The sequence below is a fragment of the Paenibacillus sp. JT22N1 genome (genome assembly GCF_059692155.1).
Genome location: NZ_JCAUAW010000042.1, coordinates 1 through 22,877, shown reverse-complemented (window position 1 = coordinate 22,877; position 22,877 = coordinate 1). Strand labels below are relative to the sequence as shown.

18 protein-coding genes and 2 pseudogenes are annotated in these 22,877 nt (G+C 44.7%); 7 read left to right on the top strand and 13 right to left on the bottom strand.

Annotated features, from left to right (window positions below; genetic code table 11):
* Positions 1–19: 19 nt before the first annotated feature.
* Entirely contained in the window at positions 20–646 is a 627-nt protein-coding gene (locus tag AC58UU_RS38510) for a DedA family protein (protein ID WP_497322751.1), read from the top strand.
* 119 nt (positions 647–765) lie between these two features.
* Here AC58UU_RS38510 and AC58UU_RS38505 read toward each other — a convergent pair whose 3' ends face one another.
* Positions 766–1,989, bottom strand: coding sequence for a multidrug effflux MFS transporter (locus AC58UU_RS38505; protein ID WP_497322749.1), 1,224 nt, complete (start codon positions 1,987–1,989; stop codon positions 766–768).
* A gap of 230 nt (positions 1,990–2,219) precedes the next feature.
* Here AC58UU_RS38505 and AC58UU_RS38500 point away from each other — a divergent pair, with 230 nt between their 5' ends.
* The 3 genes from AC58UU_RS38500 to AC58UU_RS38490 all read left to right on the top strand — a co-directional run bounded on the left by AC58UU_RS38500 (position 2,220) and on the right by AC58UU_RS38490 (position 3,636).
* On the top strand, positions 2,220–2,900 hold the full coding sequence (locus tag AC58UU_RS38500; RefSeq protein WP_497322747.1) for a hypothetical protein: 681 nt from the start codon (positions 2,220–2,222) through the stop codon (positions 2,898–2,900).
* A 180-nt stretch (positions 2,901–3,080) separates the two neighbouring features.
* On the top strand, positions 3,081–3,206 hold the full coding sequence (locus AC58UU_RS38495; protein WP_497322746.1) for a hypothetical protein: 126 nt from the start codon (positions 3,081–3,083) through the stop codon (positions 3,204–3,206).
* Between the two features lie 229 nt (positions 3,207–3,435).
* Positions 3,436–3,636, top strand: a complete 201-nt coding sequence (locus AC58UU_RS38490) for a hypothetical protein (RefSeq protein WP_497322744.1) — start codon at positions 3,436–3,438, stop codon at positions 3,634–3,636.
* Between the two features lie 60 nt (positions 3,637–3,696).
* Here the strand turns inward: AC58UU_RS38490 and AC58UU_RS38485 are convergent, their stop codons facing one another.
* The 12 genes and pseudogenes from AC58UU_RS38485 to AC58UU_RS38430 form a co-directional block, all read right to left on the bottom strand.
* Positions 3,697–7,269: an OmpL47-type beta-barrel domain-containing protein gene (locus AC58UU_RS38485; RefSeq protein WP_497322742.1), complete on the bottom strand. Its 3,573-nt coding sequence runs from the start codon at positions 7,267–7,269 to the stop codon at positions 3,697–3,699.
* A gap of 662 nt (positions 7,270–7,931) precedes the next feature.
* Positions 7,932–9,563 carry a response regulator transcription factor gene (locus AC58UU_RS38480; protein ID WP_497322741.1) on the bottom strand — a complete coding sequence of 544 codons (1,632 nt, stop codon included), beginning with the start codon at positions 9,561–9,563 and terminating at the stop codon, positions 7,932–7,934.
* Positions 9,564–9,565: 2 nt separating this feature from the next.
* Positions 9,566–11,353, bottom strand: a complete 1,788-nt coding sequence (locus AC58UU_RS38475) for a cache domain-containing sensor histidine kinase (protein ID WP_497322740.1) — start codon at positions 11,351–11,353, stop codon at positions 9,566–9,568.
* 102 nt (positions 11,354–11,455) lie between these two features.
* Positions 11,456–12,802, bottom strand: a complete 1,347-nt coding sequence (locus tag AC58UU_RS38470) for an ABC transporter substrate-binding protein (RefSeq protein WP_497322739.1) — start codon at positions 12,800–12,802, stop codon at positions 11,456–11,458.
* 124 nt (positions 12,803–12,926) lie between these two features.
* On the bottom strand, positions 12,927–13,754 hold the full coding sequence (locus tag AC58UU_RS38465) for a carbohydrate ABC transporter permease (protein WP_497322737.1): 828 nt from the start codon (positions 13,752–13,754) through the stop codon (positions 12,927–12,929).
* A gap of 20 nt (positions 13,755–13,774) precedes the next feature.
* Positions 13,775–14,719 (bottom strand): carbohydrate ABC transporter permease, encoded by a 945-nt coding sequence (locus tag AC58UU_RS38460; RefSeq protein WP_497322736.1) that lies wholly within the window; start codon positions 14,717–14,719, stop codon positions 13,775–13,777.
* Positions 14,720–15,029: 310 nt separating this feature from the next.
* The gene (locus AC58UU_RS38455) at positions 15,030–16,475 is read right to left on the bottom strand and encodes a DEAD/DEAH box helicase (RefSeq protein ID WP_497322735.1); all 1,446 of its coding nucleotides are present in this window, start codon (positions 16,473–16,475) and stop codon (positions 15,030–15,032) included.
* A 107-nt stretch (positions 16,476–16,582) separates the two neighbouring features.
* A complete protein-coding gene (locus AC58UU_RS38450) occupies positions 16,583–17,032 on the bottom strand; it encodes a DUF4362 domain-containing protein (RefSeq protein ID WP_497322734.1) in 450 nt (149 codons plus the stop codon).
* 55 nt (positions 17,033–17,087) lie between these two features.
* Positions 17,088–17,420: a DUF3024 domain-containing protein gene (locus AC58UU_RS38445; RefSeq protein WP_497322733.1), complete on the bottom strand. Its 333-nt coding sequence runs from the start codon at positions 17,418–17,420 to the stop codon at positions 17,088–17,090.
* Between the two features lie 68 nt (positions 17,421–17,488).
* Positions 17,489–17,758, bottom strand: a pseudogene (locus AC58UU_RS38440) (PNPOx family protein); the annotation flags it as partial.
* Positions 17,755–18,054 (bottom strand): annotated as a pseudogene (locus tag AC58UU_RS38435) (NUDIX hydrolase); the annotation flags it as partial. The pseudogenes AC58UU_RS38440 and AC58UU_RS38435, both read right to left, overlap by 4 nt.
* Before the next feature lie 199 nt (positions 18,055–18,253).
* Positions 18,254–19,480 (bottom strand): serine hydrolase domain-containing protein, encoded by a 1,227-nt coding sequence (locus tag AC58UU_RS38430; RefSeq protein ID WP_497322732.1) that lies wholly within the window; start codon positions 19,478–19,480, stop codon positions 18,254–18,256.
* 198 nt (positions 19,481–19,678) lie between these two features.
* Here AC58UU_RS38430 and AC58UU_RS38425 point away from each other — a divergent pair, with 198 nt between their 5' ends.
* The 3 genes from AC58UU_RS38425 to AC58UU_RS38415 all read left to right on the top strand — a co-directional run bounded on the left by AC58UU_RS38425 (position 19,679) and on the right by AC58UU_RS38415 (position 22,201).
* On the top strand, positions 19,679–20,266 hold the full coding sequence (locus tag AC58UU_RS38425; protein ID WP_497322730.1) for a P-loop nucleotide/nucleoside kinase family protein: 588 nt from the start codon (positions 19,679–19,681) through the stop codon (positions 20,264–20,266).
* A 131-nt stretch (positions 20,267–20,397) separates the two neighbouring features.
* Positions 20,398–21,411, top strand: coding sequence for a LacI family DNA-binding transcriptional regulator (locus tag AC58UU_RS38420; protein ID WP_497322729.1), 1,014 nt, complete (start codon positions 20,398–20,400; stop codon positions 21,409–21,411).
* A gap of 124 nt (positions 21,412–21,535) precedes the next feature.
* Positions 21,536–22,201 (top strand): putative endonuclease domain-containing protein, encoded by a 666-nt coding sequence (locus AC58UU_RS38415; protein WP_497322727.1) that lies wholly within the window; start codon positions 21,536–21,538, stop codon positions 22,199–22,201.
* Positions 22,202–22,877: the final 676 nt, after the last annotated feature.

The window sequence follows — 22,877 nt, the reverse complement described above, 5'->3', positions numbered from 1 at the left end:
TACAAGGAGAGCATAAGTCATGAAGTTTATGGGACTAATTGAACAATTATTTGCACAATTTGGCTATTGGGTATTGTTGATCGGTTTGCCATTGGACGCTATTGCGCTTCCGATTCCTCCGGGAAATACGACGATGACGTATACGGGTTTTTTAGCTTATAAAGGGGTGCTTAATTGGTTTTTAGCCATGGTTGCGGCCTGGGTCGGAACTATGATAGGCATGACGATTACCTATTGGATCGGATATAAACTGGGCACGCCTCTGATTGAACGTTATGGAAAACTTCTGTTTTTGAAGCCCGCACATCTGCAGAAATCTAGAGAATATTACGCGAAGTACGGAAACAAATTGCTGCTTTTCAGTTATTTCATACCGGGAATCAGACAATTTATCTTTTATTTTGTAGGCATCATCCGCGTTCCATACCGAATTTTCGCTCTATTCGCCTTCACAGGTTCAGCTTTATGGGTAGTTGTATTTTTCGGAATTGGTTACCTTTTCGGTGATCAGTGGCTTATCATTTTTATGTGGGTAGAAAAGTTTTTAATTTACACTTTGATTGGGTTATGCATAGCTGTGGCTGTCTTTTTCCTCTTCAAATGGCGTAGTCGTTTGAAAACGGGGCTGCACAAGCCTCAACGATGAAACGGCCTGAAGAAAAGTAATATTTCAGCTTCTATATCAAACAGAACTCGCCAATGTATAGGAAAAAGGTTGCCCCTTCGGTCTTAGCAAGATCGAAAGAGGCAACCTTATTTGATTTATTATGCCACTACTTTCTTACGGGTGAGTAAAATAAAACATAGGATCGCTCCTAATTCCATCACAGCTATGATGATGCCTAACGGAACCGCGGTTTGGCTGCCGCCAATACCGACCAGCGGAGCAACTAGGCCTCCTATGATAAAAGATAGCAAGCCTAACAATGCTGCGGCGCTGCCTGCTGTTTTCCCTTGATTTTGAAGAGCTAGGGAGGAGGTAGCCACTGATACAGGTCCTACGCTAGAAACGATGAAGAAAAAAGCCGCCAAAATCGCATATAACCCTGCCCCGATAAGGGTAGAAATGAAAAGTAACAAACCGCCAAAAGCGGCAATAGCGAGCCCACCAGCTAGCAATCTATGATTGCTTACTTTGCCTGCCAGCTTGCCCGTGATTTGACCGGCTGTGATGACACCTAGACCGTTAATCGCGAAGCAAAGACTGAACATTTGCGGGGAAACACCGAAAATATCCTGCAGCACGAATGGGGAACCCGATATATAGGCGAACATGCCAGCAAAAACGAGCCCTTGCGTTAACGCATAGCCCATGAACATACGGTCTGTTAGCAGGCCGCCAAACGTTCGGAGCGTGTTGGTGAGACCACCTTTGGAACGTCGCTCTGGCGGGTGTGTTTCCTTCAAGCCTAACACCGTAGCAAAGAACATAACCACACCGATCAGACTCAAAACAAGGAATACGCCACGCCACGAGGTGAACTGCAAAATTTGTCCACCTACGATGGGAGCAAGTATAGGTGCGGACCCATTGACCAACATTAATAGTGCAAAAAATTTCGTCAGCTCCACACCTTCATACATATCACGAACTATCGCACGGGAGATGACGATGCCAGCTGCGCCAGCCATGCCTTGAACGAAACGCAGACCCAGAAATACCCAGATCGTTGGCGAGAACATGCATAGAACCGAGGAAATCGCATAAATAACGAGCCCGATCAGCAGTGGCATTCGTCTTCCGCGCACATCACTCACCGAACCGGCGATGAGCTGACCGATCGATAGGCCGAGCATGCAGGCGGTTAAACTCATTTGTGCCAGCGAGGTGGTTGTATGAAGATCATTTGCGAGCACAGGCAGCGCGGGTAAGTACATATCGAGCGAGAGCGGACCGAAAGAGGCCAGTGAACCGAGCACGAGCACGATCCATAAACGGCTTGAACGACTTACAGATAGTCTCGCTTGGGAAGTACTAGGATTAGACATCACGTATCACAAACTTTCATTCGTAGTAAATTTACGCTACCACCGAGATGTGATTTTGTCTAGTAGGTAACTTTTACAAAGCTGCGCAAAGTGATATAACAAATGCAGAGTCCGTATAGCCAACTATTCGCCTTTCGACTATAATGATTGCTAAAGCGACGAAGAACGTCCCTATTCATCTTTGATGAATTAGGGGCGTTTTTTTATTTACACGAAGAGGAGCTGAACCTATGAGTAGTTTACATTTTCATGAGAAGCACCAAGCCTTTATAGACTCCCATATCTCCCGCAGATCCGGAGAACGGAAAGGAAATCTTGAACGCGGGCATCAGCATGCGGAGGCTCTTTTTTTGGAACAAGTCTGGTTTCCGCTAGTCGGGCATTTTGATAATTTGCACCCCGAATACGAAATTATAGATTGGAGAGGACGCTCGTACTTTGGGGATTTCGCCTACTTACCCGGTGACGTGAAATTCATTTGGGAAATCAAGGGCTTCGGCCCCCATGTGCAGGACATGGATCGCAAACGATATTGCGAAGAGTTAAACCGAGAAATATTCCTACAAGCCCTTGGCTTTCGAGTTGTCTCGTTCGCTTACGACGACGTCGCTCATCGCCCTGAGCTATGTATCACCCTACTTCGCATGCTCTTGAGCCGCTATCAGAATGCCCCTTCCCCTACAAACCGAGCCATCCTAGCCGAAAAGGAAGTCATCCGACTGCTCCACCAGCTAGCTAGACCTGTACGCCCCGTAGATGTTAAAGAACATTTCGCAATAAACCATCGAACAGCCGTGCGGCTTCTACAATCCTTACGCACCAAAGGATGGCTAACTCCAATAAGCCGAACCGCAGGAGGCAGAGTCGTCCAATACGAGCTTGCCCGTGGGGTCATGGATTTTGTAGGCTAGCTGGCAGTTTAATGGAAGGCAAACCTCTCAAACGAGCTCTCTTTTGCGGAAGAGCTACTCGTTATTACTCTAATTTAAAGTCGCGCGCGGTGAAACTACGGGGTACCTCGCTCAAAATTAGCTCGTGTGCAGACTTATTAAATTACTTGGAGTAGCTTGCTCTGTACCTGTAGTCGAGAGATGGGAGTGTGGCTATGGCTGTGGCTGTGGGTGCGGGTGAAGATGAAAAATGGAGATGGCAATGGCGATAAGGCTGAGCATGGGGATGGGATGAGTTGGAAATCCAGACTTGGGCGACAAGGATAACAACTTTTGATGCAAAAAGTGCAGCTAATTTCATCCCTATCACGTTTTCATGAGAAAACATGCAAAAAGTGCAGCTAATTCAACGGAAAAAGCAAATTCCAGCTATAATGCTGATATTTGATGTACTAAATGCATCTTTTCTACTCAAATCGGCGAATAACTCATAATTTGCTGCACTTTCTGCATCTGTTGCTGCAAACTCGACTGGTTTCTGACAACTAGAGGCGTTATGTGGCTAAATTACTGGGTTGGGGTTGGGGTTGGGGTTGGGGTTGGGGTTGGGGTTGGGGTTGGGGTTGGGGTTGGGGTTGGGGTTGGGGTTGGGGTTGGGGTTGGGGTTGGGGTTGGGGTTGGGGTTGGTTACTGGACCTCCCGTCTCCCCAACCCAGACGAAAAAAGAGCCTCCAACAACTCCAGCCGGAGTCGTTAGAGGCCTTTTCCAAAACGTCATCTCTTACTTCGTTACTCATTTCATCTCTTACTTCATCTCTTACTTCGTTACTTTCACCGTAATCTTCTCGCTCGAAGTGACTCCGCCCGCATTGACCAATTCGCTGCGGTACTCATACACGCCAATGGCTCTGCCGGTAATCGTAGACACGGCGCTTTGTGCACTTGGAGAAGCTGCATTCAAGCTCTTCGTTTCGATCATTATGCCATTTTCGTATAGGCGATACTCGGTAGCGTTGGTGCCCCACCACATGTTCATCGTTACCTTGTAGTTGCCATCTCCATCCCAATTATCTTGAGATAGTACCGGTTTACCTGGCGATGCGTCTGTAATCTTGACCACAAGTGGGCTGCTGGCTGTTGTTCCGAAGGAATTAATAAGTTCGCTCGTATACGTATAAGTGCCGTTCGCTTTGCCTTTTACATCTACTTTAGCCACTTGCGCCGCTGGAGATGCGTCTGTCAATGTTTGCGTACTAATGAGTACGCCATTTTCGTACAGCTTGAACACGGAGCCGTTATTCCCCCACCACATGTTCATTGTGACGGTATAGTTACCATCCTTTAATCCAGTTGCCTGACCGCTGTTATCTGACAAAACGGGCTTACCTGGCGCCCCAACCGATAACGGTTTCACAACCGTAATAGTCACAGCGTTGGTTGGTACTGTTTTTCCATTCAGTGTGACGGTAGCTGTAATTTGTGCAGTACCTTCTGCCAAAGCGCTAACTTTACCTGTTGCATCTACAGTTACTACCGCTCCATTGCTTGTGTTGTAGGCAATTACAGCACCACTAAGATCAGCAGGCGCTCCATTGCTTAATGTACCTGAGAGGCGAGTAGCCGTCGTTTCACCCGGCTTCAACGACACCGCGTCAGCGGCAAGAATAGCTTGACTGAACGTAACGCTCGCACTCACGTTGAATGTTTGTGTCGATTGCACCAAATTGCCCGCTGCATCCACTACACTGTATTGCACCGTATGTGCACCTAATGCTAGACTACCTGCAGCAATCGTTTGACCGCTGTTAATCACAGCGCCATCCAAAGTCAACGTCTGCGTAGCCACACCGGAGTGTGCATCTGTACTGTTCAAATCAAATCTCAGCGTATCCGCATCTGTCACATCCGCTACAGTGTGGCCAGACTCCGTCAAAACAGCAACGGGTGCTGTTTTATCTAATTTAACCTGTAAAGATTTCGCCGCTTCCACATTCCCTGCGGCATCTTTAGAGAAATATCCGATCGTACTCGTACCTTCGTTTTGAATGACAATTGGTGCAACGTAAGCAGCTGCTGCCCCACCATTGATACTGTATTCGGTACCCACCGCACCCGCTGATTCATCCACAGCTGTCAATGTAACCGTCACATCTTCTTTATACCAGCCTTCGCTATTTGGAGCACTCGACAATGCCGCCGTCGTCACAGGTGCCACTGTGTCAGCCACTACGGTGAAGTCGCTTAATCCTCTTGGTTTCAACTGGAATACACCTTTGAAAATGGCAGCGACACCTTTGATATTTACGGTTTGACCTGCCTGGTACGGGAACGCACTCTGTGTTAATCCAGTCCGTGCGTCTACCCGAACATGATTGCTTACCGCTCCGCTAACCGCATCAAATTCAAAAGAGCCAGTCGGTGAAGCGCTGATGATATTGCTAATCGTCACATTGCTAAGTTCCACCAATTGACCTTGATTATCGCTAGTTACAGCAGATACAACAGCTGGCGTAGGCACAGCAGCGGCCCCTGTTTTAGCAATTTCCACCGGATCAGTCAACTCGAACTCTGTGTTAAATAGCGCTGTCGAAGCCGTCACCTTCACGGTATCTCCAAGATGGAATCCACTTAAGCTTTGGAACACATACATACCACCTGTAGCATCCTGCAAGTAAAAAGATTGTCCGCCAAAAGAGCCCGGTTCCGTAATTACCACGCCCTCAACAGTCACCAATGTTCCTGCAGCTTTCCCCCGTGCTTCAGCGACGGTGATCTTTGCTGGAATCGGATTCTGCTCTTCCGGTAATGGTTCAGCCGGAACGTTACCAAGTGTAACGCCTTCTGTCTTCAAGTTCGTTCCGTTTTGACGCAGCCTCAAGTTGGCCGCAGCCGTCGTTCCCGGCTTAATTCTAACATTCAAATCTTTTGTAGCATGTCCGTTAATATCTGAGGTCACGCTGAACGTAGAGCTGTACCCGTATGCAGCAGGCCATGTGCCATCTGCATTTTGAATCATGGCTATTTGAGCGCCTCCGGTGACCAAATATATACCAACACTGAACCCCGCTACAGTCGTAGACGCAGGCAGGTTATCCACAACTACCCGTACGGGGAAGTCCACTGCATTGGGTAGTGTTGCTTGATGCACAAAGCTGTAAGCTGCGCTAGCTGTTGCCGTAGGTCCACCGTATGAGCCCGCTTTAAATGTGCTGCGGTCATACCATTTGTAGCCTGCGTTTGGCGCAGCCCAAGGCTCTGGCTGTGGCTCCGTTGATGCAGCCGGATTTTCAAAAGGCAGCAGCGCTGTCGGTTGATCCAACTGCAAGCCGCTAACCTGAGATAAGCTTGTATAGCTTTCTTTCTTCGAGAGCCAGTTCACCATATTTACAAGCAGTACGCCATCATTCTGCTCTTTAAAGCCGTCATAGGTCGTCTTCTTCGCACCCGTATCCTCGCGGACATATTTCGGAGTTGCGTCTTCAACCGGTGAGGAATCGCCAATAAAAGCAGCCTTCCCTGCACCCGCTTTAGCAACAGCCACATAAGGGCCTTCGGCAATACCGCCTCCATTATAAACACCTTGATCGACTGCGTTCGCCCAAGCATCGCTCGTTTGCGGAAGGTACACAATCCCCTTCGCCTTTGTCGGATCAAGAATGGCTAGTGTTGAACCTGCGTGCATAGCCACTGTTGAGACACCGCTGGTAATCCCGAAAGCTTGCTCTGGCGCAACAATTTGATTCGCCGTAATATCCCCTAAAGCATTATAGCGGAAACGCAACCCGAACTGTGTAGCCAACCAATCCGAACTAGCTACATCCTGCATAGCCGACGAAGCAATCTCTTCTGCGTTCATGCCGCTAGCCGGGTTCGTCCATGCGCCTCTGCGGTAGCCATTGAATACTTCCGAACCGTCCCAACGGTTCTTGTTGCGGTCTGCATTGTAGTGATCTCCGATGAAGAAGATACTGCCGCCTCCCTGCACGTATTGCTCCAGAGCGGCCTGCTCGCTCGTCTTATAAGGAACATTAGACTCTGCAACGACGAATACATCGTAACCACTCAAATCACTCAAGGTAATTGGTGTCGTTTTACGCAGCTCTTTCACATAATAACCATTATTCGCTAAAGCATTGGCGAAATCGGAGAAGGCGCCATCAATGACCCAATCGGCCGCCCCTGCCGTTTGTTCATGCGTATTGTCGAAAAGCACCTTCTTGCCAGCATTTTCATTCACAACTTTGGCTTCAATGAAAGGAGCTGGATCAGTCGGTCCTTCCGCCATAACAGCTTGCCAACTGCTTGTGGCCAATACTTGAAACGGTAACGCGATTGTTACGGCAAGTGTTGTTTTCAAAAGTTTTGCTTTCCATCCTGCTAGCCTACTCATTACAATTCCTCCTTAGCATTTGCTGTGTCAAAAAATTTCTTCATAAGCAGAGGCTTTATGGACAGACAAGCCCAATTATGCTCCTAAATTTTACCATGGTTCAAAAGGAAAAAGTGATTTTTTTTTGTAAAGATAAGGCAGATTGTGCAGGTGCACAATCGTTTAATAAGCTACCTATGCAAACTTCACTAGCACTCGGGCAGGATTGATCATGAATTTCACTCGATTAATTTGTAATCGCTCTCAATATTTTCTGAGGCTTTCCTTAAAAATTGAAAAGACAGCTGAACGGCAGGTTATATCTGCTTGTCCAACTGTCTCCGTTTTTTGTATGCCACTGCCTTTTATAAGCTTATTATGGGCAAGGAAAGTCACCCGACCTCTAGCTAACGGAACGTAGAGCCGCTATTTCGGGAAATCTGCGCATAAAATCGAATAAGAGGAACGTGAGGGCGCTATTTGATCAAAAAAGAACGATCCAAAGGCAAAAACCGCGATATAACGCCTCCTCGTTCCTCTTCCTCCAGATTTCGGATGTTTTCGTCCAAATAAAGCATCTACGTTCCTTTTCCTCATGATTCCGGCTTTTTTTGTCCAAATATCGAACCTACGATCCTCTCCCCCATTAGCATCGACGCCTCAAGAAATTCTTGTTCCCATAGCTAAGTCGGCTGATTCGCTTTCGTTTGTCCACGATAAGCATTTGGCACAAACCCTGTATGCGCTTTGAACAGCTTACCGAAATAATTCTTATTTTCGTAGCCCAACGAATCGGAAATTTGTTCAACGCTCTTGTCTGTGATTTCCAAGAGCTCCTTCGCTTTCTCCATCTTCAGCCGTGTGACGTATTCAATGAAATTCTCCCCGGTTTCCCGTTTGAACAATCGGCTTAAATAGCTTGGATGCAGATGAAGATGGGTGGCAGCATCTTCGAGGGAAATTTTCGTATGCAGATGATTATATACAAAGCGTTGACACTCTAGAATTTCACGGTTGTGTGACTCGCGATACACCTGGCCTGCCCACTGAATGGCTTGCTGAAGGTAGTCTTTGAGCCACAGCTCAAACTCACGAATCGATGATAATTCATGAACATCATGATGCAAGAGCTCCGAAGAAAAGGTAGACTGATAGTGCTGAAGCGACTTGAGCCTCATCCGCACGTCAAGAATCATCTTCAGCAGCCATTCCTTTACTTCCATCGGGCGAAATCGGTTATATTGAATAAAGTCTATCCACTTCGAGACAAATACGTCGATCATATCCAATCGCTCATCGAAAATGACACTCCGAAACTCATCTAATGCTTCGGAGTACTGCGCTAGCAGCAACCCACCGTCCCCAAATCCTTCTCTGACATGCCCCAATTTAATGATAGATGACTCCGGTAAATAAAAACGCAGATTCTTCCCTTCGACCATTCGAATCAATTGATCCTTCAAAGAACGTGCATCTTTGACTGGGTTTCCCGTTAGAAAGGTGAATGAAAGCTTCGAGTACTGCTGTAAGCTGCTTTGCAGCTGCCTTAGCGTCTGCTCCACCTTCTGACTGTTGTTGACGTGAAGCTCCGAGTAATGTGGAAACAACAAAACAAATTCTCCGGTATCGTAAGTGAAAAGTGCTGTCTCCTTCTGATCGACAAGCAGCTCTTCAACAATATTCTGGATGGTGTATTCAAACAGATCCTTGGATTGAAAGCGATTGTCTGCCTCCTTCACACGATTCGCATAACCAAAGACCGGAAGTACGCCTTGTTTTCCAAGACGAATACCGAATCCTTCAGCTTTCAGAGTCCACTCTTCCGCATCAAACAAGGGCTCATTCACCGTACTGCGGATAAATTGACGCTTGGATGCTCCGCGGTGTTGATAAGCCTCCTTCTCGAGCTTGCGGCTCTTCGACAATACTTGGACCTCCGCGTCCAACTGTTCCTTCAGCCTTCCCAGCAACTCGGAAATGTTGCCAACATTCATCGTTTCCTTCAAGATATATTCGCTTACCGACAGCTTCATCGCTGTTTGCGCAAAGTGAAAATCATCGTGACAGGATAGAATGACGGCCTTCATGTGAGGATGAACCTCACGCAGATGACCAATGAGCTCCAGTCCATTCATGTCAGGCATGCCGATATCACTTATAAGCACATCCGTCTTTTCCTGGCGTCCTGCCTCGAGCGCATCCAGTGGATTCTCGTAAGCGCCCGTCAACGTATACCCTAATTCTGCCCACTTAATTGAAGTCTTCAGAAATTCAAGCACAGGTAAATCATCATCCACAATAATAACGGAGTACATGGCTAATCCTCCTTTCCTGCCTGCTGAGGAAAGCGCAGCACAATCTGCGTTCCCTGATCTGGTCCACTTTCGATTTCATAATCGAAACGATGACCATATATTAAACGAAGTCTTTCAAATACATTGTGTATACCAATGCCCGACAAGGAAGGGCTGCTTGTTTCTTGAAATTGCTGGCTAGGAACGTCATCCAAATGATTGCGCAGCGCAGCTAGTCGTTCAGGGGGCATCCCGACACCCGAATCTCTAACCTCAACCTGCAGCCTCCCATCCTCACAAATCCTCGAGGCTATGGTAATTTCCCCAGCCTTACTTTTAAGCCCATGTATATAAGCGTTCTCAATAAGCGGTTGCAATAAAAACCGAGGTATTTCAAAAAGAAGGGTGTCTGATGCCGCAGAAATCTGCAGCTGTACCCGATCACCGTGCCGAGAATTTAAGAGTCGAATGTAATGTTCGTTGATCTCAATTTCTTCATGCAGCGAAATGTATTCATTGTTGCGGTTGATCGTCATACGCAACAGTGATGACAATGAACTGATCAGCTCCGCATTCTCAGAATCACCCTTCATCATAATTTTCAGTCGGATCGAATTAAGCACGTTGAACAGAAAATGCGGATTAATTTGCGCCTGCAGCATGGCTAACTCTGCCTTGCGCTTTAATTCTTGTTCGCGGCTGTTCTCTTCTAACATCCGCTCAATGCGGTCGATCATTCGGTCGAATACATAGCCAAGCCGCCCTACTTCATCTCCCCCGCTGATGTTAGATCGCTCACTCAGTTGACCGGATTCAATGCGGACAACGGTTTGGACAAGCCGCGCAATCGGTTTCGTAAGTGTACGCACCATATAAAGGAGCAATACAGCGAATAGAATTAAAAAGAACAACTGAATCAGGAAATCAGTCTTTCGGAACGACTCAATTTTGTGAGCAGCAGTCTTATAAGGACTCATATTAACAAGCTTCCATTCGGACGTTAAATGATTGCTATGCAAGATGTAATCTTCTCCATCTACCTTCACAAACGAAGATCCATCCTGAGCCGGAAGCTGATCATAGTAAGGAAATGGATTACCTATTGTGCTGGAGTCTTTATCAACCAGAATACGCCCCTGACCGTCCAAAATGACCATCGATTCATTGTTTTTATATTGATCAAATAACTGTTGGATTGTGCTTAATTCCAGTCCAACAACCACATAACCGTACGTTAATCCATTGATACGAAGCGGTTTTGCTGCTGCCAATAAATAAGGTTGATTGGTTGCTTGACTATAATTGGGTTCAGCGCCTATCCATTTGACATTATAACCGGACGCCTTCTCCACATCGCTAAACCAACTTTTTTGCAGGAATTCATTCGGGTTAAAAGCAAAGGTTGAATACGAAGCAACATACTCTCCATTGGGCAAAAGCAGTGTGACGTACAAATTACCAAATGAGTTGATAACCGTTGTCATTTTCTTAATTATCGTTTGCTTATACGCCAAGACATCCCCTTTATCCGTTTGGTCATTAGCACGGCCTAATTCCCTAATGGAAGGCTGCAGATCTTCATCAAATTGTATGAAATTCATCACATAAAGCATATTTTTCATTTGTCCGTTTACAATCTGATTAACGATCCGCATTGATTCCTGCGAGTTATCAGCCACTTGCGACCTCACAGCATCTCGTGTTAGCAGACTGGAGACGTTCATGGAAACGATTGAAGGGAGAACGAGACAAATCAGAATCGTCAGCACCAATTTATTACTTAGTGATAAGGTACGAAGCCAGCTCGGCACTGCACTCTCCTGCCTTTCGGTTGAATCAATGAAATGGGAAAAAGAGGAGCCCTAGGCCTCCTCTTTCAATTATATCAGGAATGGTGCACGATTCGTTAATAACTACTGGGCATTGCTCTTACGGATATCTTCGATTTTCGTTTTTGCTGTTTGAATTGTTTTCTCCAGATCCTGCTTACCTGTCAAGAACAGCTCGACTTGTGTTAAGAATTCCTTCTCTTGTTGCAGGGCATATGTCGGAGGAATAACAAGCTTCGTTGCTTTATTCGCTTTCAACGTAGCCAGCAATGAATCCTTATCGATCAGAGCAGCTTGTTCTGGTTTACCACTTTTCAGAATCGCATCTACATTCTTGGCAATATCGGCTTTCTTCCAACTAGAGAAGAACAGACCCTGTGTTTGGATTCCTTCCGTCGTATACCATTTCACAAAGTCATATGCCGCTTGCTTATTCTTGGAATTAGCTGCAACACCAATGAAGTCTGCGCCACCAATCGTTAGACCGTTTTCATCTTTCGCGTCATACTTCGGATATGGAGCAAACACTGTTTTAAACTTCGCATTTTGTGATAGTTCTCCTACCATCCAGTTACCAGTTGCTAGCATTGCTGTTTTTCCGCTATAGAATACATCGCGGTAAGCCATTTTCTGCGATACAACTTCAAAGAAAGGAACGGATGTTTTGTCCACGTTTTCCATTTTGTTACGTAAGTCGAGGGAGAAACGAACCTTTGGATTATCGATGTTCTGTGTACCGTCCGGTTTCACAAGGTAAGCGTTATCCATGTCGTTGTTTAGTGCCAATTCCGCATATTCTTTCCACGTATGGAAGTAGGATCCGTACGACTTGGCTGCACCCTCACCTTTGGTTAATTTCTTAGCATACTCTGCATAATCATTCCAAGTCCACTCTGTTGGTACTGGAAGCTTCGCTTCATCCAACTTATCCTTGTTCAATAGAACGAACCATTCAGCCATTTTACCTGGCAGCGCATAATATTTGCCGTTTACGATCGGGTCAAGCTTATATTCATCTTTGACAACAATGTTATCTTTCTTCAAATATTCATCAAGCGGTTCCAAGATACCTGCTCCTACGCGTTGAGCGAAGTCAGGTGCACTGGAATACAAAACAACGTCCATTTGCTCACCGGAAGCTGCTAATAGGTCTAGCTTTTTCATACCTTCTTGGGAATCACCCTTTTCGGACATGCTTTCATAAACGACTTTCACGTTCGGGTGTGTTTTATTGTAAGCTTCAACTGTCGCATTCCAATTCCCTTGAACTTCGGTGTACCAACCTTGTACTTTAATCGTAACCGGAGCTTTAGGAGCCGCACTTGCCGCTTCTTTACCTGTATCCGCTGCTGGTGTATCTCCTTTGCCACAGCCTGCAAGTGCAGTACTGATCGCTAGGATACCGCTTAGTACTAATAAACTCTTTTTCATAGGAACCCCTCCAAGTTGTATTGAATATTTTGAAAACCTTTACATGATCGATCGTAACAAACTTGTTTGGAGCACACGAGGCACTATTTTAACCTCATGCATTCATTTTTTGACCTTTTTACCCTTAGCCTTTAACCCCACCCATCGAGATTCCCTCGATAACTTGCTTTTGACCAATGATAAAAATGATAAGTAAAGGTACGATTGCCGATACAGAAGCGGCCATGATAAGTGAGTAGAACTCTCCATTTAAATCAGCGAAGGATCGAATGCCAAGAGGCAGTGTGAATAAATCTTTCGTTCTTAAGAAAATAAGCGGGTTCTGGTAGTCGTTCCATGTCCAGATAAAACGCAGAATCGCATAAGTGGCGATCGCCGGACGTACAAGCGGTGTACAGATAGAGAAGAAAATTCGAACATGACCCGCTCCATCCATTCGCGCTGACTCGATAAACTCCTCATGAATGCCCATATAGAACTGGCGCAGCATGAAAGTCCCGAGAACACTGAATGAGCCTAGTAAAATTAAACCAAAGTGACTATCGAACAAGCCCATCCAGCGGAACAAAAGAAACTGCGGAACAAGAATCGCTTGACTGGGAATCATATAGATCGCCAGGACGAGAACAAAGAGCACATGACGGCCGCGAAACTTGATTTTCGAGAAGGCGTAAGCTGCCATGGAGGAAAGCAGGACGGAAAGCGCCGTAGTCAAAACGGAAACCTTGATAGAATTCCAGTAATACAGAGAGAACTTCGTCGACCAAACCGCCTTATAATTTTCAATCAAATTCCAATGCTTCGGGATCCACTGAATGGGATATAGAAACACATCAGCTTCCGGCTTCATAGATGCGGATATCATCCATAAGAAGGGAGACATGAACAATATGCCTATGATAAACATGAGTATAGTTAGCAGCGTTTTTTTAACATTTTTAAACTTGTCCATCGGTTACTCCTCCTTCTTCTCTAGTAATTGACCCATCTACGTTGTCCAAACCACTGAACGAGTGTAATCAGGAGGACAAACACCAGCAGCACAATAGCCATAGCGGAGGCATAACCGGATTGTAGATTAACGAAAGCTGTTTCATACAAACGATATACGACTACACTGGTTGAATTCGCAGGACCGCCGCCTGTTAGAACGGAAATAACGTCGAACGCTTTAAATGTCCCTATAATGCCAGTTACGAGCAAGAAGAATGTGGTTGGTGATAAGAGAGGCACAGTTATGCTGAAAAATTGCTTCAACTTCGATGCGCCGTCAATGTCCGCTGCCTCGTAAAGATCGTTCGGAATCGACTGCAGACCGGCCATAAAAATAATCATGTTATATCCGATACTCACCCAAATCATAAGTCCCATCACACAATATAAAGCAAAATCCGGATCAGCTAGCCATTTGGGCGGGTTCGCCATCCCCCAGTCGATTAATATCTGATTAATCGGTCCATAAGTTGGGTGAAATAGCACCTGGAACACAATAGCTACAGCAACAACACTTGAAATATAAGGAATGAAATAAATAACTTTAAAAAGATCTTTAAAATGAATTTTCTTATCAATGATAACCGCCAGAACGAGTGAAGAGATTAAGGTTAACGGCACTACAATCATAAGAATCAGGTTATTTTTGAGCGATAGAAGAAATACGCTGTCATGCACAAGCTTAACAAAGTTATCTAAGCCGAGAAATTTCACTTTAGAAAATCCGGCAACAAAGTTCCAATTCGTAAAACTGAGGAAAAAGGAAGCTACGATCGGAAATAATGTAAAAATAAATAATCCAAGTATCATGGGACTGACGAATGCGTATCCGACCAGATCCTCACGCACCTGCTGCATGGACCGCTTCCGCTTCACTTGTACGGATGGAATGGTGTCTGCTTGTGAATGTATTTTGGTAGCCATGAAATTCACCCCATGTCGTGTTTTCTCTAGTCTACCTTGGTGGAGTAGGATGGGTAAGTCAATTAATTGACCCCTTTGGGTAAAATTTTGACCTGTGGGGAGGTAATATGGCTTACGCGTTCTTTTAGTTTGCCCACCTTTTGGGTCCAAGCCATGATTGATGCAATGTTTACTTCAAGCAATATTGTATTTTGTACAACATTAGGCTAGCTAATCCACGTTTTCCCACCGATTGTTGCAGATAATACAACATTCCCCCCCAAATCGCAAAAAATCCGACAAGCCATAGAGGCTAACCGGATCCTTGATCTTATTTATTCGCTTCATGCACCTTCAGCAGCTTGCCTTTAATCGTCGTATTCTTCATTATTTTGAGCACTAGCGGACCCTTACCATTCAAAATATCCACATACGAAACATTGTCCTGAATCGTAATGATTCCGATATCGTCAGCCGTCACACCTTCAATTTTGGCCAAGGTTCCCACAAAGTCTACCGCCCGGATCTTTTTCTTTTTCCCGCCGTTAAAATAGAGCTTCATGATTCCCTTGTTCAGTTGGTCACTTTTATCCCTCTTAATGACAGGTGTGGCCTGCATTTTCTGATCAAAAGCCGGTTGTCCAAGATCAACCTCATCCGCCGTGGGAGCGTCTTTTCTCGGTATTTCGAACCCCAGATAGCCTTCGATATCAGCTAGAAACTTGTCCTCATTTGGCGTTACAAACGTAATCGCCTTGCCCGTTTTCCCTGCACGTCCAGTTCTTCCGATTCGGTGGACATAGCTTTCTTTTTCAAGCGGAAGATCGTAGTTAATGACATGCGTGATATCCTCCACATCAATCCCTCGCGCCGCGACATCCGTGGCAATTAAGAAACGGAATTCCCCTCTTTTGAAAGCATTCATGACTAGGAACCGATCGTCCTGCATCATGCCCCCGTGGATTTTGTCGCACGGATAGTCTAGCTGCTCCAACTGCCTGTATAAGTAGTCGACATGCTCTTGTGTCCGGCAGAAAATGATGCAATTATCGGGATTCTCCACCACGAAGACATCCTTAAGCACATTAAACTTATCGTTTTCTCGAACCGTTATAATGGAATGCTCAATCTGAACCTTGGACGCTTCCGGCGTTTGAATTTCAATATCGATAGGGTTATGCATGTATTGATGGCATAATTGTTCCACGTCATTCGGGAGTGTCGCCGAAAATAACATCGTCATGCGATCCGTCGGCAGCTCATCAATTATCGCTCCCACCTGCTCAATGAAGCCCATCCGCAGCATCTCATCCGCTTCATCGATGACTAGATATTTCAGCCGCTCCAGGTCCAGCGTCCCTTTCTGAATATGATCCAGCACGCGGCCCGGCGTCCCAACAACAACATGGCACTTCTGGTGCAGCTCAATCTTCTGCTTGGCAAAAGGCTGCTTCCCATACAGAGCCACCGCTTTAATCCGCTTGAATCTCCCGATATTGGTGATATCCTGCTTCACTTGGTCGGCCAGCTCTCTCGTCGGGGTCAAAATCAGCGCCTGCGGTCTGTTCTCTTCCCACTCCACCAATTCACAAATCGGTATACCGAATGCCGCCGTCTTCCCGCTCCCCGTACGTGACTTAACCGTGATATCCTTCTCCTGCAGTGCGATAGGAATCACTTCGTTCTGCACATCTGTCGGTTGCTCGTATCCTAAACTTTGAAGCGCCCGTACGATATCTTCACTCAAATTATAATCCGTAAAACTTCTTATACCCACGAATAAACTCCCCTTCTTCTTGCTGTTCTTCCTATATTACTACATCTTGCCTCGGGAACAAAAAAAAGCCCTTAAAAGAGGGCTTGAAGGGAAGCAGACCAAGAAAATTACTGAGCTCTAAACATTAAGTAAATTTCATCTTTATCAGCTGAATGAAAACCAATAATCTCCTTGCAATCCATTAAAATATATTCAATTCCTTTTGCACTGTCTTCTCTTGTTACACTTCTCTTCTCAATTTTATTGCACGATGTTTTATCTTTCCCTTTTTGTCTTCCACCATGTTTATCTCTTGAGTTATCAAATGTATAGTTAATTTGCTTCCCATCATAATAGAGATCGCTTAATATTGGATCCCCTTCCACTGAGTAACTAGTAATTCTGAGTTTAGATGCTCTTTGTTTTTCAAAGTCAGCAACAAAAGAATCAATCTTTTCAGAGTTCATTGGCCCTAGATGACCTACAATAATATCTCCATTATTCTTTGCGTCTTGAAGAGTGTATGTACAGCCTGATAGTACGAATACAGAAAGAACAAGCCAAATAATTCTCCTCATGGGTTACCTCGGTTCTATAAATGCCTTGTCGAAGGTCATCAAAATTTCGCAATCTTTATCCCCAAAACACTCCTGTATTGTCCTTATCAACTAATTGTAATTGTTTTTCAAAATTACTATCTGGATGGATATAATCAACCCAGTGCCACTTATCTCTACTGTCTCTCCAATAGACTTTCCATTCATTTGATTCTAATCTGAACTGCGCAATGTCAAATTGCGTCCATTCCGTACCGATATAGGGTTCTCTTTCCTCAATGAGTGTCACATTGTTCCCTCTAAATTTATACACCATCCGAATTTGATTGTTTAAATGTTTGGGAATCTTCTTCTCAATATATTCCTGCAAAATGTTTTCTAATCGTTTCTTTGTAAATTCGTCCAACATAGTTTCACCTCATATTATTCAAGATGTCTTATTCAATAGATTCCTATATAAGAATCCTATTATTCTACAATCCTACGGTTCCCAGGTCTTTCTGGAATAACAAAATATCTTTCATTAAGAACAAGAACCGAACCCGGAGCGTCTCCTCTCGGTGAAACATCACAATAACCTTGATCATCAGAAGTAGATAAAAATAATAAAGGTGATAAACTTATGAAATCCTGACAATGTTTATCTAAACTGTTAATTACTTTTTGCTTTACAAGTTCACTTGGAAAACCTATTAGTTCTCTAATATCATCTTCCGATTTTATAATTTCTTTAAAAGGAACCTTCATATGATGTCCTCATTTCTTTTGTGATTATTATAAGGCTTGAATTCGCCCACACCATAGTTCTTAATAGTCTTTTCTAATGTTTCATTGCTTTTCTCATTCCAAACGAAACTCATCTCGAAAGTTCCCTGTTCAAAAAACAAAGGAAATCTTCGCTTAAACCAATCTTGCATAGGTAACTTTAATGCTTCTTCGATTTCTACCCACAATAGCTCCCCTTCAGGTGGATTTTCGAGTATATCTCCCTCAAATGAAGTAGCCAAATAATTAAATACCATATATCTTAATCCTTTTTCAGGTATATTTTGTGTGTTACATTTACAGACAAAATGTCCAACTCCATTCTCGTCCCCTTATAAAAAAACGTTTACCAAACTAATTATTAATTCAATTAATCCCAATATATCCCTGCATATTTACGAACTACAAATCAGAAAATTTGTAAAGCAAAAAGGAGCTACCACGGCAGCTCCTTCATTATTTATAAACTTTTTAAACCTACTCTACTCCCAGCTTAAAAGCCTCAATAGCCTGACCTAATCCATCAAAAGCATCCGAATTCTCTTGAATCGGCTTATCTGATCTAATAGCTTGAACCACATGGTTCAGCAGTTGTTCCGGCATGTCTACATCCGCCGAATGCGCTGTAGCTGCAACGACTAATTGCAGATCAGGGACAACAAATATGCGCCTTCCTCCTGAACCAGATGCATAGTACACTTCATGCTGCTTCTTGCTTCCTCTGACTAGCCCCTGAGACAAAGGCTTGGACCACCAATAATAGCCGTAACCACCTTGTGTACCATTACTATAATTGAGGAATACGCGCTTAGTCACCGACTCCCGGATCCATGACTTCGGAATAATGACCTTGTCTTCCCACTGGCCTTCCTTCAGATACAGATAGCCAATTTTGGCCATGTCTCTTAACGTTAATGCCAGAGCCCAAGCCCCAATCGTACAGCCTTGAGGGTCATGATTCCAGTTGACATCTGTTATACCAAGCGGGTCGAATAAGCGGGATTTGGCATAGTCTAACATGGACTCACCTGTTACCTTTTGCAGTACAGCAGATAGAAGATGTGCATCACCATTGCTGTAATTAAATACGGCACCAGGCTGGTTCTTAGCCGGACGTTCCAGAACATTTTGCACCCAGTCCGATGAGTACATCATTTCGGTTGAGGATTGTTCGTTTTCATTGTTCCACGCAAGCCCTGAGGTCATGTTAAGCAAATGCTTTAACATGATCTTTGACTTCAGAGGATCACTTTCCAGCTCAGGAAAAAAAGTAGCAAGCCTCTGATCCAGACTTATAAGCTTACGTTCAGACAAGGCAATACCGATCAATGCGGACGTCACGCTTTTGGTCACGGACTTCACATCTTGCGGCAAATCAGTTTGGCTGCTCTCATTATAAGCTTCAGCAACCAAATGTCCGTTACGAATAACCGCTACACTATGTACCTGCTGGTCGCGAAAAACTTCAAGCATCTTGGCCAGTGTAGCCGAGTTCATCCCTTGCGCCTCTGGCGTAGATGTTTTCCAACCTTGGGTAGGCCAATCATTAGCCCTTATTTCAGAAATACTATCAGAATTGCTGGATATTTGATGAAACGATTTGTTCAAATTATGCACTTGATTATTTTGGGTTCCAGACGCTGACAAAGAAAGGGTTGCTGTTTTATTTCCACTTCCGACAAGTGGTTTATTTTTATTTTTCATCTCTATCTTTCCTTCCAGTATGGTTTAAGCCCCCTGTGCTATGTATTTTACTTGATAAGTGTGAACTAATTATGGCTTAAACCTTAATAGAACCTTAATATTAGCTGAACGTTTGCTGAATTTCATGTGATTTGAGCCCCATATGTTACAATAATCGTACAAATCCCCCTAAAAGGAAGCTTTATTCGGAGGTTAGGCATGCGAAAACTCATATTTTTCATAGGTCCTGCCGGTGCAGGGAAAACGACACTCGCCAAAGCATGGGCACGCAAGCACGGCGGAGCTTTTCTGGACATGGATACGCTGCTCCGACCGGCGGCAGAAGCGATCATGACCCTTGCCGGACAAGACCCGAACGACCGGGATTCCCCCACATACAAGACATACTGTCGCGATTTAGGATACCGTATAACGATGGACGCAGCACTTGAGAATCTCGAACTAGGCTTGGATGCTATTGTAGTCGGACCTTTCACCAAAGAACTGGCAGATCCGCTTTGGCTGGAAAAGGAACTTTCAAGCGTCGGTGCTACGATTAACGATGTGTGCGTTAGGGCTATTTTTGTCTATTTACCAAGCGAGAATGCCTACCAAGAACGAATACGGACTAGAGGCTCCGCTTTGGATGTTTGGAAGCTGGACAACTGGAAGCATTTTAGCCAGTCGCTCGTTCGTAGGGAAATCAAATGGCTTATTGATCCCTCTTCGATTCTCTATTTCGATAATTCAGGACCGCTTTCATCTGTAAAGCTAGATGAACTTGAGCAATTCATTTTTAGAAGTTAAGGCTCCATGCAACTACATTGACAATTTCTATTTGTAAAGTAATATGTTAATTGATTTTACTTTACAAATAGACTTCTGTAATTATAGAATACAAATAGGATCCACATACTTCTCAAGGGGCAATACATAAAATGAACTCGAAAACCTCCATGCAAGACATCGCCGATAAGTTGGGCATTTCCAAGAATGCCGTCTCCTTGGCCCTTAATAATAAAGCTGGCGTCAGCGAAGAATTGCGCTTTCGTATTTTCGAAGCAGCTAATCAGTTGAACTACCGGACAGATTCCAAAACAAAAAAGAAACGCGGCAACCTGCTCGTCTTAATCCCTGAGAACATTCGTAATGATAAAATCTTCTATTACGAAGTGTTCTGGTCCATAGAAAAAAGAGCCAAAGAAAATGGCTACAACGCCATTATCTGCGGTGTTACACAAGAGATGGAGGATCAACTCATCCTGCCGGAGCTTTATCATGAAATTGTATTTGACGGTATATTACTCGTTGGCGTCCTTCATCTTAACTATGTTCGAAAGCTTGTGGATTTGGGTATTCCCCTTGTTACGGTGGATCATTATTATGATTGCTTACAGCTTGACGCTGTGGTGACTGCGAATGCCGAAGAGGCTTACAAAATCGTCACTCATCTCATTGACAAAGGTCATCGGCAGATTGGTTTTATCGGTGCGATTAGTATGACGAAGAGCTTCAGGGAACGCTGGTCCGGGTACCAAAATGCCATGACAGATGCGGGGCTGACAGTCGATATGAATCAAAATATCGTCAATCCCTTACCACTGGAAGCGTTAAATTCCACCCCCGCCCAGTTAGCAGATCATCTCGATGCGATGACTTCCCTGCCGACAGCCTGGTTTTGTGCGGATGATCGCGTTGCAATTTCCTTCATTCAAATCCTTATTTCCAAAGGCTACAAGGTACCGGAGGATATCTCCGTTGTTGGGTTTGGTGACATTGAAGCGGCTCAAATGATCGCTCCTCGCTTAACGACGATCCAAGTGCAGCGCGAACAGCTCGGCTATGAGGCCGTGGATTTTCTGATTCGCAAAATCGACTTCGGCGGAAGCCCTGCGAAGATTTCCATATATGGAGAACTCATCGAGCGTGATTCTTGTAAAGCGTTAGGATAAAGATAATCTTTTGAATTCCGCTGTCTCCCGGAAAATGTTATAATATCTGTTAGACGAAGAACGTCCTTGAGCCCTGTGGCGCAAGGGCGTTTTTTTTATTCTTTTATAAGGAGGCGTTTGCCAAATGCCATTTGAACAAGCACATCAATCGTTCATAGAAAACCATCATGCACGCAGAAGCGGTGAAAGAAAGGGCCGTTTAATTAGGGGGCACAACTATGCAGAAAAGTTGCTGCTCCAACAGGTTTGGTGGCCGCTATTCGGAAACTTCGAGAATCTGCATCCGGAATATGAGATCTACGACTGGAATCGTAAATCGCAATTCCTTGACTTTGCGTTCCTCACCCCATTCGGCCGTTTTGGAATTGAGTGCGACGGCTATCAAAGCCATATCAAAGATATGGACCGCGAGAAATTCAGTTACGCTCTGAACCGAGATACGTTCCTCATTGGAATGGGGTGGACAATGATTCATTTCTCCTTCGATGATATCCAGAACCGGCCCGAGGTATGCCGGATGCTGCTGCAATTGGTCATCGGACCCCATCTCCTCCGCAATATAGCAGCCACTTCTATCTCTCCAGAAGAAAAGGAAGTCCTTAGGTTAGCAGTAAACCTAGGAAAGCCTATTCGTCCCAAGGATATCATCCTGCATTCTGATGTAAATTTTCGCACAGCACGTAAATGGCTGTATTGTTTAGTCGAAAAGGGCATCCTGCGCTCAATAACGCGCGGCAAATATACCTGTTACTATGAGCTTAAGGAAGGTGCGTGGCAGCATTTAATTTAGTGGCATGGGTCTGATGCCTTAGCAGCACATAGCAATGTTGCATAACTGCCAAGTGCTTTTCACTTCCACTATTCGAGCCAATCTGTGCCTACACCAGTTGGGTACCCGGCAATTGAAAATCCACGAGTTCACGATAGTCCAAGTTGTATTTTGTGCAACAATACACCTTCCTCACGCCACTGTAGCCTGGTACTGTTGTATTCCGTACAACAATTTGAGCTTAAAACGCCTATTTCTGAGCGATTCCCACCAAAATGTTGTACGCGGTACAACAAAAAGCCAATTTGTCCAAAAATACCTCCATATTGTTGCACAAAATACAACAATTCGGCGAGTTAGGGATAATTATTAGTCGCACCAGTTTGAGTACTCGCACCAATTCAGCAACCACACCCACTACTTAGACATTCATCATTTCGAGCAACTTTAGTTGGCATCTAACAGTTGGTATCGACCAGTTGGGCACCCGCCAATTGAAATCCCCAAGTGCACGATAGTCCAAGTTGTATTTTGTGCAACAATACATCTACCTCACACTGGTGCAACCGATCATTGTTGTATCTCGCTCCTAGGCCCCCTAAATAAACTGGAGTCCTCCCGTTAAATAAATTAAACTTATTTACAAAGGGGATGATCCGGGATGGGAAAAAGATTAGGAGAAGAAGTACGTTTGAAA